Annotated in this window: 14 protein-coding genes; 3 read left to right on the plus strand and 11 right to left on the minus strand. The window is 60.7% G+C overall.

The window, feature by feature from the left end; all coding sequences use genetic code 11:
- Positions 1 to 59: 59 nt before the first annotated feature.
- From XB14_RS29920 to XB14_RS29970, 11 genes are all read right to left on the minus strand, one after another.
- Complete coding sequence (locus XB14_RS29920) at positions 60 to 962, minus strand: LysR family transcriptional regulator (protein ID WP_077967567.1); 903 nt, start codon at positions 960 to 962, stop codon at positions 60 to 62.
- 235 nt (positions 963 to 1197) lie between these two features.
- A complete protein-coding gene (locus XB14_RS29925; RefSeq protein ID WP_077967569.1) occupies positions 1198 to 1782 on the minus strand; it encodes a hypothetical protein in 585 nt (194 codons plus the stop codon).
- A gap of 125 nt (positions 1783 to 1907) precedes the next feature.
- Complete coding sequence (locus tag XB14_RS29930) at positions 1908 to 2684, minus strand: hypothetical protein (protein WP_143348603.1); 777 nt, start codon at positions 2682 to 2684, stop codon at positions 1908 to 1910.
- A gap of 100 nt (positions 2685 to 2784) precedes the next feature.
- A complete protein-coding gene (locus XB14_RS33705; RefSeq protein ID WP_077967573.1) occupies positions 2785 to 3078 on the minus strand; it encodes a hypothetical protein in 294 nt (97 codons plus the stop codon).
- A gap of 318 nt (positions 3079 to 3396) precedes the next feature.
- Complete coding sequence (locus XB14_RS29940) at positions 3397 to 4254, minus strand: carbohydrate ABC transporter permease (RefSeq protein WP_077967575.1); 858 nt, start codon at positions 4252 to 4254, stop codon at positions 3397 to 3399.
- 9 nt (positions 4255 to 4263) lie between these two features.
- Positions 4264 to 5157, minus strand: coding sequence for a carbohydrate ABC transporter permease (locus tag XB14_RS29945; protein ID WP_077967577.1), 894 nt, complete (start codon positions 5155 to 5157; stop codon positions 4264 to 4266).
- Entirely contained in the window at positions 5154 to 6251 is a 1098-nt protein-coding gene (locus XB14_RS29950) for an ABC transporter ATP-binding protein (protein WP_077967579.1), read from the minus strand. Before XB14_RS29950 ends, XB14_RS29945 begins: the two co-directional genes overlap by 4 nt.
- A gap of 5 nt (positions 6252 to 6256) precedes the next feature.
- Positions 6257 to 7045 carry a 6-phosphogluconolactonase gene (locus tag XB14_RS29955; RefSeq protein WP_179119705.1) on the minus strand — a complete coding sequence of 263 codons (789 nt, stop codon included), beginning with the start codon at positions 7043 to 7045 and terminating at the stop codon, positions 6257 to 6259.
- Positions 7046 to 7110: 65 nt separating this feature from the next.
- A complete protein-coding gene (locus tag XB14_RS29960) occupies positions 7111 to 8382 on the minus strand; it encodes an ABC transporter substrate-binding protein (RefSeq protein ID WP_077967584.1) in 1272 nt (423 codons plus the stop codon).
- Between the two features lie 31 nt (positions 8383 to 8413).
- Positions 8414 to 9349, minus strand: a complete 936-nt coding sequence (locus XB14_RS29965) for a PfkB family carbohydrate kinase (protein ID WP_077967586.1) — start codon at positions 9347 to 9349, stop codon at positions 8414 to 8416.
- A complete protein-coding gene (locus XB14_RS29970) occupies positions 9340 to 10725 on the minus strand; it encodes a 6-phospho-beta-glucosidase (RefSeq protein ID WP_077967593.1) in 1386 nt (461 codons plus the stop codon). Before XB14_RS29970 ends, XB14_RS29965 begins: the two co-directional genes overlap by 10 nt.
- A 173-nt stretch (positions 10726 to 10898) precedes the next feature.
- Here XB14_RS29970 and XB14_RS29975 point away from each other — a divergent pair, with 173 nt between their 5' ends.
- The 3 genes from XB14_RS29975 to XB14_RS29985 all read left to right on the plus strand — a co-directional run bounded on the left by XB14_RS29975 (position 10899) and on the right by XB14_RS29985 (position 14596).
- Positions 10899 to 11672 (plus strand): GntR family transcriptional regulator, encoded by a 774-nt coding sequence (locus tag XB14_RS29975; protein ID WP_077967594.1) that lies wholly within the window; start codon positions 10899 to 10901, stop codon positions 11670 to 11672.
- A 207-nt stretch (positions 11673 to 11879) separates the two neighbouring features.
- A complete protein-coding gene (locus XB14_RS29980) occupies positions 11880 to 12989 on the plus strand; it encodes a flavin-containing monooxygenase (RefSeq protein ID WP_077967596.1) in 1110 nt (369 codons plus the stop codon).
- A gap of 263 nt (positions 12990 to 13252) precedes the next feature.
- A complete protein-coding gene (locus XB14_RS29985) occupies positions 13253 to 14596 on the plus strand; it encodes an extracellular solute-binding protein (RefSeq protein WP_077967598.1) in 1344 nt (447 codons plus the stop codon).
- Positions 14597 to 14622: the final 26 nt, after the last annotated feature.

Raw genomic sequence — 14622 nt, forward strand, 5'->3', positions numbered from 1 at the left:
CACCCTAGCTCTTACGACGCGGGATTTATCTGATCCAATAAGAACGGAAGCAGTGCGAATTAGGAACTCTGATCGGCAAGCGCGATATCCGCTCCGACCAGCCGAGCCAGATCCCGCACGCGATGATCCTCTGCCCGCCAGGCAAACCGAACGCGGATGGAAGGCGACGCCGCAAGTTCAAATGGCAGAACCTTTACGCCTTTGGGCGTCGCTTCGGCCATCGCCAACGGTATCAAGCCCCAGCCCATGCCCATCTGGACCATCGCCAGAATGGAGGGGAAAGAAACGACTGAGTGTTTGATTTGGAGCGTATGCCCCGCCTGGGTGGCAATACTGATGAGCGCATCGAACAATTCCGGTTCGGTTTCTCGCGGCAGGAGAAGCAGCGGATGCCGACATAGTTCCTCGATTTTGATCGATTGCAGGGCGGTTTCGGCCGGTAGCGCGATGCCCATCGGCAAAGTCGCCACAAGTTTCTCTTCGACGCCGGGGCGAGAGATCGGGAGCGTCGTTACGGCCAAATCGTTTTCACCGGAGAGCAGAGTTGCTTCGACATCGTTCGCGGCGAGCACATCCACAAAGAAATCGACTTCCAGCGCAGCTTCCAGCGCGACTTTCAAACGGGGGAGAAGCGTCGTGTGCGCAACGGCATTTGAAAGCACCAGTCTGATTGGCCGGGCACCGTTCTTTCGAATTGCCTCGGCCGCTTCGAGCGCTGCGCGTTTGGCAGCAATCAGCGCCCTCGCCGGCAGCAAAAGTCTCGCACCTTCCGGAGTCGGTTCCGCACCTCTGCTTGTCCGCATCATGAGTTTAAGTTGAAGATCGCTTTCCAGCTTGGACAGGCGCTGAGACACTGCAGATTGCGTGATGCCCAGGGCATCGGCTGTATTGCCGAAATGACCGAGCTGAACCAATGTCACGAACGCTTCCCAATCGCGAATGTCGAGTCTTGTCCGTTGCATGATGACCTATCGATACTGGCCGCCTTTTATCGAGGGGAAGCGCTTGCGGATTTACTGGAGAAGCCCCGAATACACTCAGCCCGCAGAAATATACACCACTTTGTTGAAGCTCTGACGCGGTGGAATTTGCCTTGCGATGATGAAATCCTTCGTAGGCGCGTTGCATCTTTGCGATAAATCCAGGCGTGCGGACGAACCTACGAACCGATGAGCAAGCCACCGAAGCAGCGCACCGTCAGCTCACCCGCCGCTGCGCGGGGATGCGCATCAATGCGTCAGCGACCAGGCTTGGCGCAACCAGCGGACCACAGCGCAACCAGCGGACCACAGTGGTTGGTCTCAACCTCGATATAGGACCACCCCGCACGAGAACGGAAACGCTCAGCGATCGGTGCAAACAGGAATTCGAACTGCTCCCCTTGAACCGGAAACCGAAAAAATGTTCGGGCCACCGTGTCAGCTTCGGGGTTGTAGAGGCGAATGGGCTGCCTGTGAGTTTCGATCGGCTGGGACTGGCGGCGAGCTTTTCGACGTACCAGCGACGCAGGCGGTCATCGGTCACCCAGCCGCGCTCACCTTCATCCATCTCGTCTGCAGTTCTGAATGAGGCAAGCCACCCATTGCCATACCGTTGGGCCCGGATTTCCATCTCGCTGCGGAAATCGGGGCCGTTGAGGTCGAACAGCGACTGCCGGTCCTGCGGCACCTCTGCATCCAGGTAGACGACGTGAGCGAGCTTGCCGGGCAGCTGAAATCGATGCGGATGCGCGCCGCGACGGCCATTGGACTTCGAGAAAATCGGTCGAGCACGCCTCATCATGAAACTGCCACGACACGGCAAGCAGCTTTCAGGACTGCGGTTCCTGTGCCGTTGAGCACGCGGATCGAAGCCTACGGGTGGCGGTGGTTACAAACTTGAGCCATGCCGTGCAACGCTGACAGATATCATCGCTCCATGCGGCACAGTCCGTCGCGAAACTGAAACGGCCGGTTGCACTCCCAGCCGTTACCGGAACGATCGAGATGTGCGTTTTCAGGAAGCTTGATTTCTGAACATGTGTTTCCCTTCGCTTCAAACCCGCGATCACATTTCCATTTCTGGCCGTAGGGAGTGTCCGCAAAACTTGCGTTCTTGGGAACCATCACCGCAGCACAGGTCTGATCCTTCATTTCAAATCCACGGTCGCACAGCCATTCATTGCCGCTGGTCGTCAGGTAGGCATGGTCAGGAACGATCAATGCGACGCATTTCTCCCCGACAACCTGGTAACCTCGTTCACATTCCCATCCCTCGTCATAGCTCGAGTCCGTCAGAAACGCGTTGTCCGGCAAGTCGATAAGGTCGCATTGAATGTCGTTTCGGCGATATCCGCGCATGCATCGCCAACGATCGCCGGAATACGGATCCAGATAGGCATTGGCAGGCACCACAACAGCAAGGCACTCGCCGTTCCTTTCAGAAAATCCGTAGTGGCATTCCCAGCCCTTGCCATAGGTCTCGCTCGTTAGGAAAGCGTGGTCGGGAGCCGTCACCGCAATGCAAGAATCGACCTGCCTTCGGAAGCCACGATTGCACTCCCAGCCTGATCCGTAGCGGTTTGCTTCGGCATTGGCTGGCACGGGCAGCGTTCCTTGGCCATGTGCACCGGGCATGAACAACAGCGTCGCGAATAGAAGCAGGCTCATTTGGAGAGCCAATGCTGCGGAAGTTGGTTTGGGCATGTCTTGTCTCTCCGAATGAGCCTTTGAATCGCTACGGATGCGGGTTAGCCACGCGATCACTCCACGTGGGCAGGTACGTCTGTACCCGTCCACACGTCGCTTATGTCGCAGGGCGTTGCAGCTCGAGTGGAAGACCCTGGATGGCGTAGCGCCCCAAGCGAGACCCTGAAGGTTGCCTGTGCTTGCCGGCTAGGCCCAACCGACACTCGAGCTTCGCAGCTAGCCCCGAGCGGGAGTGCCCCCCTGCAAGCAGCAGCATGGTCACCAGCAACATGGCAGTCTCGAAAAGTCTCGGATCGTGTACAAGAAGGTCTGCGCCGTAACCGGCTTCGACTAGGATCGACTGAATCTTTGCCTGATCAGAAGGCGAAATGTTGCAAACGGTGGAAGACATGGTGTCCTCCTTGATTGGGGCCAGGGTATCTAGCCCTCAAACAGGAGCGCCCGTGACATCTGCTACTGAAGGTTGGACACTGCGCCTTTGTCATAGGATTAGCAAGCGCGCTCTTCGTTCTTATCCATTGAGCTTTGGCCGATAGCGGGCCGCCTCCAGGCCTCGTTGGCTTGCGGCCCGCTACGATCGGTCTCGCCCGATTGATATTGCTTCGCCGTCAATCCGAAGTGCGCCCCTACCGCGCGTGATGAGCAGAATCGCTCCTGCGCCGCGTCGTCGGTCGATAGCAGAATGCCTACCAGGCAGAATGCACGTCGCCTACCCTTTGACGGCCCCGGTCGTGAGGCCTGCCACGATCTTCCTCTGGAAGATGAGGACGAGAACAAGCAGCGGCAATGTCACCGTCACCGAGGCAGCCATCAGGAGGCCGTATGGCACCTCGTATCGGCTGCTGCCCGTAAGCAGGCCGATCGCCACCGGGACTGTCCGGTTCTCGTCGGTCAGGATGAAGGTCAGTGCGAAAAGGAACTCGTTCCACGACAGGATGAAGGCGAGCAGGCCGGTACTGGCGATGGCCGGCCACATCAGCGGCAGAAGCACATGGGTCAGGATGCGCAGCCGTGAGCAACCGTCGATCAACGCCGCTTCCTCGAGCTCCACCGGCAGATCGCGAATGAAGCTGGCCAGGATCCAGGTCGTGAACGGCAAGGTCAGGATGAGATAGGAAACGACCAGCGCGCCCGGGCTGTTGTAGAGCCTCAGCCAGCCGATCACCTCGAACATGCCCGAAAGCACCACGACCTGAGGAAAGACGGAGATCATCAGAACCGCAATCAGCAGATAGCGCCCCGCCGCGAAATGCAGCCGGCCGAAGCCATAGGCCGCGAGAATGCCGATGGCGAGTGCGATCATGGTGCTGGCAAGCGCGACAATGATGGAGTTCACCAGCGCGCCGATGAACACGGCGTTCGAGAAAAGCTGCACATAGTTGGTCAGGTCGAGGGACGGCAGCAGGCTGAAGCTATAGATCGCCTGCGCGGATCTCGTCGAGGTCACGAACGCCCAGTAGTAGGGAAAGACAACATAGACCATGACCATGGCAACGGCCGCATAAAGTCCAACGGATTTAAGGCGTCGGATCAGCCGATAGGTCGCGTTGGAATGTCGCGTGGCCATGATCGCCCCCTAGTGATGTGGCCGGTCGAGCCGAAGCAAGCCGACGATGACGATGGCGATGAGGCCGATGATCAGGAAGACCCAGGTCGAGGCGGCCGAGCCGACACCGAGATCCTGAAAGCCGATGAGTTGGTCGCGCGCATAGATCGACATGGTCATCGTGTTGGCATTGTTGGCGGCCAACACGTAACTCAGGTCGAACATGCGCAGTGCATCGAGCGTGCGGAAGAGCATGGCAACGCCTATGGCGGGCGCCACAAGCGGCAGCGTGATCGACCAAAAACGTTTCCACTGCGGCACGCCCGACACCTCTGCGGCCTCGTAGAGATCCTCGGGAATGAGCTGGAGGCCGGCGAGAATGAGCAGCACCATAAATGGCGTCGTTACCCAGACGTCGATGAAGATCACCACGCCGAGAAGCAGGGACGGATCGGCCGTCCAGGCAATACCCTTGGCGATGATGCCGAGTTCGACGAGCACCTTGTTGATGAGGCCGAACTGGTCGTTGAGCATCCAGTCCCAGATGCGCGTCGAAACGACCATGGGCATGGCCCAGGGAATGAGGATCGCCGCCCGCACCAGCCCGCGGCCGAGGAACGCACGATGCAGCAACAGTGCGATCGCCAGCCCCAACATGGTCTCGATGCCCACGGAGACGACGGTGAACACGAGCGTATTGCGGACGGCCCGCCAGAAGGTGGCGTCTTCCCAGACGGTCACGAAGTTCGCGAAACCGACGAAATCATAGCTGCCGGGATTGTCGAGATAGGCATCGGTAAAGGCGAAGAACACCGTGCGGCCCAGCGGCCAGATGGCGACCGCCAGCAAGATGACGACAAGCGGAGCCACGAAGAGCCATGCTACGCGCGTTTCGGCGCGTCGGGCGCGGTCCGTCGGCGTCATGCAACCTCCTCCGCCACGCGGTCGGCTGGCCTGTGGTCGAGCCGCTGGCCATCCCTGTCGAAGAGGTAGAGACTGTCCGCGCGCCAGCCAACATGGACGGTCTGTCCCGGCAAAAACGCGGGCAGCGCGCCAGAACCTCGAACGGTCCAGATCAGCCCTTCGCCGATGCGGACATAGCAGAGGTATTCGTGGCCGAGATCTTCCGCTCTCTCGAAGATGCTCTCGATCGTATCGGAGCCCGGCTGGGCCGACAGCGCCAACGCTTCCGGCCGCAGCCCGATCTCGCTCACCGTTGTGCCCGTCGCCAAGTGAGGCGCATAGGAAAACCCGCCCGGCCCCGCCAGCCGGCCGTCGGTCAGCAAAGTCGGCGCGAAATTCATCTTCGGGCTCCCGAGAAAGCCGGCGACGAAGCGGGTCGCGGGGCGATCGTAGAGTTGACGGGGTGTGCCTACCTGTTCGACCTTGCCGTGGTTCAGGACAACGATCCGATCGGCGAGTGTCATTGCCTCGGTCTGGTCATGGGTCACGTAGATCATCGTCGCCTTGACCTCGGCATGCAGCTTGGCGATTTCGAAACGCATCTCGGTGCGCAGGTCCGCATCGAGGTTGGACAGTGGTTCGTCGAAGAGGAAGACTTCCGGATCGGCGACGAGCGCGCGGCCGATCGCAACGCGCTGGCGCTGGCCGCCGGACAGCTGGCGCGGCTTACGCTCCAGCAGATGACCGATCTTCAGCATGCTGGCGACGGCCTCGACCCTGCGCATGATCTCCGCCTTGCCGATCCGTGCCGTCTCCAGGGCGAAACTGATGTTGCGCGAAACGTTCATGTGCGGATAGAGCGCGTAGGACTGGAAGACGAAGGAAATGCCGCGCTTGGAGGCCGGGACATCCGTCACTTCATCACCGCCGATCAGCACGGCGCCGTCGGAAACCGGCACGAGGCCCGCGATCAATCGCAGGAGGGTGGATTTTCCGCACCCCGAGGGGCCCACGAAAACCACGAACTCACCGTCGGCGATCTCCAGGTCGACATTGCGGATGATGTCATAGACGCCGAAGCTCTTGCTGACGTTTTTCAACGTAACGGACGCCATATGCTTTATCTCCGATTGTCGGCCGCGGCATAGTCCGCGAGGATGTCGTGGCTTGCTGCGGCCAGCACGATGCTTGCGGGCCAATCCGCATCGAAGCCGGCGGCATCGGTGACCCGCCGAAACGCTTCGCGCTTTTCCCTCCCCCAAAGCATAAGCATGCAATGGCGAGCCGACCGGATCGTCTGCAGCCCAACGCTGACGCCATGGCGCGGCACGGCGTCAAGGTTTTCGAAGGCAGGGAAGGTCTTCAGATTGTCGATCCGGGTCTGCTCGGCCAACGTCACAATGCGCGTGAGGCTGCCGAGTTCGCTGCCCGGCGGATTAAAAGCGACATGACCATCGCCGGATCCGGACGCAACCAGGAAGCAGTCGATACCGCCGGCGTCCGCAATTTGCCTGTCATAGGAAGCCGGTTCGTCCACGTCGGGAAACCAGATGTTTTCCGACCGGATCCGGAACTCCGGCGGCAGGACCGCATTTATCGGCGCGACGATCTCCCGGTCAGCGAAGCCGCGGCAGGAAAAATGCGCGGACGGGTCGGCAAGACGAAGCCGTCCGGTGCCATCTTCGATCGTATATTCGTCCATCATCACAAGCACGAGATGCGAGAGGTCGAGCGGCTCTTTCCGCACTGCTTCGGCGAGTGCGGCATAGACGGGTCGTGGCGTGCGCCCCGTCGGGCATCCGAGGAGATAAGGCCTGCCCACGGCCCTGGCCGCGCTGAGGCCCGCCAGGAGATGGCTTGCCGCATGGTTTCCGATTGCTTCGGGCGTTTCGAACAGGCGAACGGTCACTCGAGATTCCTGTTTGCGTGGAGATTGATCCCGGCAGACGACCATGCCCGCCGGGACCTTCGATGTCAGTCGGAAGCCTTCACGTCGCGTTCGATGCGACGGGCCATCTGCTCGACCGTTCCCGCAACGTCATCGGCGCCCGAAATGATCTCGTGGACGGCGCGGTAGAAGGTCCGCGAAACACGGTTGTAGTTCTTGCCCGTGACAGCCGAGGGACGTGCCACCGACTCCTCGAAGGCTGCCTTTGCCATTTCAAGGAACGGGATCTTCGCCAGCACATCCTTGTCCTCGTAAAGGGCGGCGACAGTCGGATTGTAGCCACCTTCAATCGCCCGCATCTTCTGGTCCTCGAGGCCAACCATATAGCGCAGAAGATCCGCAGCGATGTCCTGCTTCTTCGAATACTTCGAAACGCCGAGATAGGCCGTGCCGAGCGAGCCGCTGGAGCCCTCGCCTGCAGCGCCCACGGGCAGCGCCATCACGCCGACCTTGCCGACGAGGCCGGCGCCTTCCGCCTGGGAAGTTCCCCAGACATAGGGCCAGTTGCGGTGGAAGACGGCGTTGCCGCTTTCGAAGATCGCACGCGAAGCCTCCTCGTCGTAGTTCAGCACGCCCTGCGGCGAAATGGTGCCGATCCAGTCGCGCGCCCGCGTCAGCGCCTCGACGGCCTTCGGATTGTTGATGGAGACTTCACCGTCGTTAGAAATGATCGTGCCACCACCGCTCGAAGCGATCCACTCCAGCGCATCGCAGGTGAGGCCCTCATAGCTCCTTCCCTGCCAGACGTAGCCCCAGATGTCGGGGCTACCGGCCGCCCGCTCTGCGTCCTGGACCTCCTTGGCCGTTGCAGTCAGTTCGTCCCAGGTCTTCGGCGGCTGCTTGCCGTACTTCTCCAGAAGGTCCTTGCGATAGAACATCAGGCCGGTGTCGATGTAGAACGGCATGGCGACAAGCTTGTCTTCAAGCCGCGCCGCGTCGGTCGCCGAGGCGAAATGCGCCTTCACCTCGTCTTCGGGCACCAGCGGCGCAAGGTCGGCAAGGTGATCCTTGAACATGCCGAGCCAGATCACGTCGATATAGAGCACGTCGACGTCAGCGGAGTTGGCGGCGAAGAGCTGCTGGTAGATCGGGATCGCATCGTCGAGGTTCTGCGGCATGCGATTGATCTTCACCTCATGGCCCGAGGTTTTCGACCATTTCGCCGCTCCCTTTTCGCAGAGTTCGTAATCGGTTGCCGAGCAGAACATCGAAACGGTTTCGGCTCGCGCCGAAACGGCCGATATCGATGCCATCAGGGCGGCCGCGCCGGCCAGGAGTCCCAGTTTGTATCTTGCCATTGTTCCCACCTTTGTTTTGCACTGGACGCTGCTATACGGGAGCCCTCGCTCGCCTGTATTTCGGAATGTCGTGGAGAAAGGGAAGATTGCGGCCGCCATAGCCGGTGACGGCCAGCGAACCACAGATGACGCCAATCTCGAGTGCGGACTCGAAGTCTGGTTCGCTCAGGAGGCCGTGCACGAAGCCAGCATTGAAGCAATCGCCTGCGCCCGTCGTATCGAAGACCTCGACCGCAAGTGCCGGTGCAGCGTATCGCCGATCCTCGTGCATCGCGATCGCACCCTCCCCGCCGCATTTGACCACGACTGTCGGACAGAATTCGGAGAGAAGCGCCAGGGCACCCTCCACGTCCGCTGCACCGGTCAGGTCGACCGCCTCCTTGGCATTGGGCAGGAACACGTCGATCGACGACAACGCTTCCCGCATCGAAGGCGTATCGAGCGTCATGTCGATGTGCTGGCAATCCGAGCAGACCAGGACGCCGAGAGAACGCGCCTCTTCGATCAGAGCAAGACGCTCGGGGTCCAGCGAGAAACCTTGCAGCAACAGGACGCGCGGCTTAAGGCGCCGAAGGTCTTCGCGTGCAATCAGTCCCTCCGGTTCTTCCGAATAGCTCATGAAGCCGCGGTCGTGCGAAAGCGAAAAGGCGGCACTGACGCGCCTGAGCGGCCGGTCCACCATCTGGAAGAGTTCTGTCGGTATGCCTTCCCGCCGCGCTTCGTCGACGATCATGCGGCTGAAGATGTCGTTGCCGAAGGTGCACCACCAGCCGGCCCGCGTGCCGAGGCGGGCAAGCGCAAGCGCGGTCGAGAACGACGCCCCCGGAAGCCAGTCGAACTCCTTCGCCCAAATGTCCGTCCCGATCGTTGGCGCCCCGGGCAGGCCGCGGAAGATCATGTCGAAATAGTATTCGCCGATCACCACGACCTCGAAGGCCGGTCGATCATTCGGTTCACTCAATGCCATTCTCCCGTGTGGGCTGCGTGCGCGGCGAGATATTCGTCCACGAGCGGCTCTGCGCGGGAATAGGACAGAACCAGCGGATGCGCCATCAGCGCCTCGATCGCTGTCTGCCGGTCGCGCTCAAGGATCGCGCGGATCGCTAGCCGTTCGTAGCGCTTCACGTTGAGGATCAGTTGCGCCTGCGATTCCGGCATCTTTCCGATCGGCAGCGGCTTGATGCCCGCCCTGTCGACGACGCAGCTCACCTCCACGACATCGTCATCGGCAAGCCCCTCGATCGCACCCTCGTTGCGCACGTTCAGACCGCTGTAGCAGGGCACGCCGGTCTCCAGCGCGTCGATGAGATTGAGCGCGACGCCGGCATAGCCTTCTCCCTCCTCGCCGGTCTCGCCGTGAGCGGAATGATCCGAGACCTGGTCGGCAGCCTCCATGCTCGGCGCGTCTTCAAAGGCGTAGTGCATATAGGTGGCGTTGCGCCGGCGCTCGTAGGCGTAGTAGGCGGAGAGGGCCGCATCGGCATCGCTGTCGAGATCCATCCCGCCGAGGCGCGCCATGAGTGCGGCGTTCAGATCCTTGACCTCCTCGCCGCGCGTGCGAGCATCCGACTTCAGCGCCTCCACGGCGCGTTCCGCGTAATAGTAGTAGTAGAGATATTCGTTGATCCAGTTGCGCTGGCGACGGATCAGCCTGGGATCGAACATCCGCTGCGACGTAGCCTTGAGGAAAGCCTCGTCGTCGAGCAACGGCTGCAGCACTTCCTTGCCGTTCAGCGTCGCGCCGCGGGTAAAGGAGAGATGGTTCAGCCCGTAGACTTCGGCGTGGACATCGTTCTGCGGTACCTTGAACCAGCGAGCAAGCGCTTCCTGGGCTCCGTTCGCGCCGTCGCAGATTCCGATGGTGCGGTGATAACCGGAATCCTGGAGCGCCTGTGCAACCAGGCCGGCCGGGTTGGTGAAGTTGAAAAGCCAGGCGTCAGGGCTTCGCCGCTTCAGGATCTCGGCATAGCCGAGGATTACCGGAATGCTGCGGAGCGCCATGGCGAATCCGCCGGGGCCGGTGGTCTCCTGACCGAGCACGCCGTGGGCGAGCGCGATCCGCTCGTCCTTGATGCGCCCCTCCTCGTCTGCGGGGCGGACGGTCGTGACCACATATTTCGCGCCGTCGAGCGCGCGTTCGGCATCGGGCGTCATGGTTATGCGCACCGGCGATTGCACGCGCCGCGCCACTTCCTGGCTCACCCGACCGAAGAGCTCCAGCTTCTTCTCATTGATGTCCTGAAGGCAGATCTCGGTCAGCCCGCTCTTTTCCGCGCGCCGCAGCGCCGAACCGACAAATAGGGGGGCGCGGACACCACCGCCGCCGATCAGGGTAAGTTTCATGTCATGCTCCGCCGATTAAGACTTCATGATCACTACTGGTCATAACCAGTCATGTCAACTATGATTAGCGGACGCTACGCCGTCATCAGCGCGGCCATGCGGGCGTTTCACCGGACGACGTTTGCGTGTATTTGCAATAATCAAGCGGCCTCGATCACAAAGCAGGAACCTCAATGTCGGCGTACGGCAACCAACGCAGCGAACCTCTGATAGAGCGCAATCATCCCGATCCGCTCTATGTCCAACTGCGCAATCTGCTGAAGGCAAAGATTGATCAGCGCGAATGGGCGACGAACGAGAAACTTCCCTCAGAAAGGGAGTTGGTGGCGCAATACAGCGTCAGCCGAATAACCGTGCGCCAGGCTCTGAAGGAGCTTGAACATCTCGGTTATCTTCAGAGCCGGCCGGGCAAGGGCATCTACGTGTCGGAGCCGAAACCGAGCTATGAGCTGGAGATCGTCAGGAGCTTTACGCAAACGGCAATCGAGAACCGGCTGCGGCCAGGCATGCGCCTTCTGACAGGCGAAGTGATCAAGGCCGGCGAAGAGATTGCGCGGTCCCTTTCTCTGCCGATCGGCTCCGAGGTGGTTTATCTTGAGCGATTGCGCCTGCTGAACGACCTGCCGGTCGTCGTCCAGCGCGACTGGTTTTCTGCGGCAATGACGCCCGGTATTCTCAAGCTCGATTGGACGGCGGAGAACCGTTCGCTCTACTCGGAATTCGAACAAACCTACGGCGTGTTCCCGGCTCGCGGGCAATCGACGGTCAGCGCACGGCTTGCGACAGACGCAGAGGCCGATCTACTGCAAATGGAAATCCCGGCTGCGGTTCTTACTCTCGACCAGGTTGCCTATGATGCAACCAACCGAACCGTCAACATCAGCGCTGCCGCCTATCACCCGCTGCGTTACCCATTGACGCTAACGCAGATGAATCAACGTCGGTAGTGAAAACGCTTCCTATGTCAATCCCCGCGGATAAGAGTCATCGCTCGCTATCGATTAGGGTGTTGCCCGGAAGGTAACAAGCTCCCCCCACCCCGTCATAGATGGTTCACGATCAGGCGCATTGGCAGAAAGCGCGGAGGGCGGCGACCTGCCACTTGTTCTCGAGCCTTTGCCGAAATAATCTCCGTTGATGGGAGCGACCGTCGCGTGGATACCAATGTCGTGATCGTCGGCGCCGGGCCGGCTGGCCTTGCGGTCGGCGCCTGCCTGACACGGGCGGGGCTCGAGTTCATCATCCTTGAAAAAGCGCAGGAGATCGCGCCGGCCTGGCGACGTCATTACCGGCGCCTGCACCTGCATACGGTCAAGGCGTTCTCCCCGTTGCCGCACATGCCATTCCCGAAGGACTATCCGCGTTATGTGCCGCGCGAGAAGATGGTCGAGTACCTTGAGGCCTACGCCGAGCGTTTCGAACTCCGACCGCACTTCGGCGAGACGGTCAACTCGATCCGCCGCGAGAACGGCAACTACCTGGTCGAGACCGGCACGAAGACCTTGTCCGCGCGCCACGTCGTCATCGCCAGCGGCAACAACGCTGAGCCCGTCGTGCCCAACTTGCCCGAGATAGAGACCTTCGCCGGCAGGCGGTTGCACAGCGCTGACTATACCGATGCCACCCCCTTCACCGGCCAATCGGTGCTGGTTATCGGCATGGGCAACACCGGCGCTGAGATTGCGCTCGACCTTGCCGAGCGCGGTGCCTATCCAACTCTGTCGGTACGCAATGGCGTCCACATCGTGCCGCGCCAGCTCTTCGGCGTACCGATCCAGATGATTGCTATGGCCACGCGGCCGCTGCCGCGAGCGGTGAACGACAGGTTGTTCCCGATCATCCTCGACCTTGCGCTGGGCAAGTCCGAAGAATACGGCATCGTCAGACCAAAGCAGGGCATCCTCGAGCAGGTTGCCGCCGGGCACATCCCGGTCATCGATGTCGGCACGGTGGCAGCGATCAAGTCCGGCAGCATCAAGGTGGCACCTGCCATCAAGCGTTTCACCAAGCGCGGCGCCATCTTTGTTTCCGGCGGACAGGCCGAGTTCGACAGCGTCATCCTCGCCACCGGTTACCGGCCGAGTTTCGAGAAACTCCTGCCTGCGAACTTACGACCCGGCAAGAGCGGCGTCACCCGGCAGTCCGCCGAGCTCGGCCTCTATCTCGTGGGCTTCCATAATCCGGTCACCGGGCTGCTCAGGGAGATAGGAAGGGAGGCGGCTGCCGTGACCGCCAGCATCGAGCGACGAAGCCGCATACGGTAATTGCTGCGATATGTGTGCGATTCTGGTGGATGCACGCGCAGCGCAGCGGGCAACTCCAGGCAGACAGCATTGGAGAAGCACAATTGTCATTGCGACGGACTGGCCGTCCTTATTTCCAAGACGCCTCGCTCCAGCGTTATGAAACTTTCATTTTATCATCATGCAGATTGTCACGGACTGTCACACGCAACTGTTAGCAAGCGCCCCGGCTTCATTCGTGCCACCGATCCTGGTGTCCGCCAATCTGCAAGGAGCGTTTTGCAATGAGAGTTTCCGTCACTACCTCCGTATTCCTCGGCCTGATGGCAAGTGTCGCCCTTGGCCCGTCGGCGACCGCAGCTGAAAAGACGAAATTCGAGTTCTGGTACGGCCTGTCGGGTGACCTGGGCGAGCGGGTTCAAGACGCATGCAAGAAGTTCAACGACAGCCAGTCCGAATTCGAGATCGTCTGCACCTCGCAAAACGGATACGACACGACCCTGCAAAACACGATTGCCGCTTACCGGGCCAAGAAGCAGCCGGCGATTACTCAGATCTATGACGCAGGCACCCTGGACATGATGTTGTCCGGCGCCTTCGTGCCCGCGAAGAAGCTGATGGCCGACAACGGCTACACCATCGACTGGAACAACTACTTCGGCGGCATCGCCAATTACTACGCCACGGCAAAGGGCGAGTTGAACTCCTTCCCGTTCAACTCTTCCACCGCAATGTTTTATTACAACATCGACGCATTCCAGAAGGCTGGCATCGATTTCAAGCCGGACACCTGGGAGCAAGTCGAGGAAGCGGCCCGCAAACTGAAGACGGCCGGTTACGAATGCCCGCTCGCGTTCAATTTCGACACCTGGCCGCTGATGGAGCAATTCTCGGCGATCCACAACCAGCCGATCGCCACCGCGGCCAATGGTTACAACGGTCTGGACGCCGAGCTCGTCGTCAACAAGACCAAGTTCGTCGATCACGTGAAGTTCTTCAAGAAAATGGCCGACGAGAAGCTGTTCGTGGTCAAGACCAAGCAGCTCGGCATGGACACCGTCCCGGCCTTCACCTCCCAGACCTGCCAGATGATCCAGACCTCGATCGCCGACCATGGCACGATCGGCAAGACCCTTCCTGAGGGTGTGAAGTGGGAAGTTGCCATGCTGCCCGTATGGAAGGGCACGGAGCGGCAGAACTCGCTCGTCGGTGGCGCATCGCTCTGGGTGCTCGCCGGTCGTCCTGAAGCCGAATACAAGGGTGCCGCCGCCTTCCTCAACTATCTCGCGACGCCGGAAATGGCCGAGTGGTGGTCGACGGTAACGGGCTACATTCCGGTGACCGAGACCGGCTTCGACGCCATGAAGGCTAACGGGTTCTACGACAAGGCACCGTACCAGGGGCGTGAACTCGCCATTGAGAGCCTGTCCTTCACCCCGACCTCGGAAAACACCCGCGGCATTCGTCTTGGCGGCTTCACGCAGATCCGCAAGGAGTTCGCAACCGCCCTTGAAGCGATCTTCATGCAGAACGCGGACGTGCAAGCCGAACTCGACAAGACGGTCGAACGCGGCAATGCCGTTCTGCGCCGCTTCGAGAAGACCTACGCCGGACAAACGCTGAACTAAAAATCTGATCCGCCCGGAGCCTGCCG

The sequence above is a fragment of the Ensifer adhaerens genome, from assembly GCF_002007205.1.
Classification (GTDB): domain Bacteria; phylum Pseudomonadota; class Alphaproteobacteria; order Rhizobiales; family Rhizobiaceae; genus Ensifer; species Ensifer adhaerens_D.

What these genes read in the sequence shown, in the direction of transcription:
- XB14_RS29920 (WP_077967567.1), bottom strand. Translation starts at nt 962, where the DNA reads ATGCAACGGACAAGACTCGACATTCGCGATTGGGAAGCGTTCGTGACA.
- XB14_RS29925 (WP_077967569.1), bottom strand. Translation starts at nt 1,782, where the DNA reads ATGATGAGGCGTGCTCGACCGATTTTCTCGAAGTCCAATGGCCGTCGC.
- XB14_RS29930 (WP_143348603.1), bottom strand. Translation starts at nt 2,684, where the DNA reads ATGCCCAAACCAACTTCCGCAGCATTGGCTCTCCAAATGAGCCTGCTT.
- XB14_RS33705 (WP_077967573.1), bottom strand. Translation starts at nt 3,078, where the DNA reads ATGTCTTCCACCGTTTGCAACATTTCGCCTTCTGATCAGGCAAAGATT.
- XB14_RS29940 (WP_077967575.1), bottom strand. Translation starts at nt 4,254, where the DNA reads ATGGCCACGCGACATTCCAACGCGACCTATCGGCTGATCCGACGCCTT.
- XB14_RS29945 (WP_077967577.1), bottom strand. Translation starts at nt 5,157, where the DNA reads ATGACGCCGACGGACCGCGCCCGACGCGCCGAAACGCGCGTAGCATGG.
- XB14_RS29950 (WP_077967579.1), bottom strand. Translation starts at nt 6,251, where the DNA reads ATGGCGTCCGTTACGTTGAAAAACGTCAGCAAGAGCTTCGGCGTCTAT.
- XB14_RS29960 (WP_077967584.1), bottom strand. Translation starts at nt 8,382, where the DNA reads ATGGCAAGATACAAACTGGGACTCCTGGCCGGCGCGGCCGCCCTGATG.
- XB14_RS29965 (WP_077967586.1), bottom strand. Translation starts at nt 9,349, where the DNA reads ATGGCATTGAGTGAACCGAATGATCGACCGGCCTTCGAGGTCGTGGTG.
- XB14_RS29970 (WP_077967593.1), bottom strand. Translation starts at nt 10,725, where the DNA reads ATGAAACTTACCCTGATCGGCGGCGGTGGTGTCCGCGCCCCCCTATTT.
- XB14_RS29975 (WP_077967594.1), top strand. Translation starts at nt 10,899, where the DNA reads ATGTCGGCGTACGGCAACCAACGCAGCGAACCTCTGATAGAGCGCAAT.
- XB14_RS29985 (WP_077967598.1), top strand. Translation starts at nt 13,253, where the DNA reads ATGAGAGTTTCCGTCACTACCTCCGTATTCCTCGGCCTGATGGCAAGT.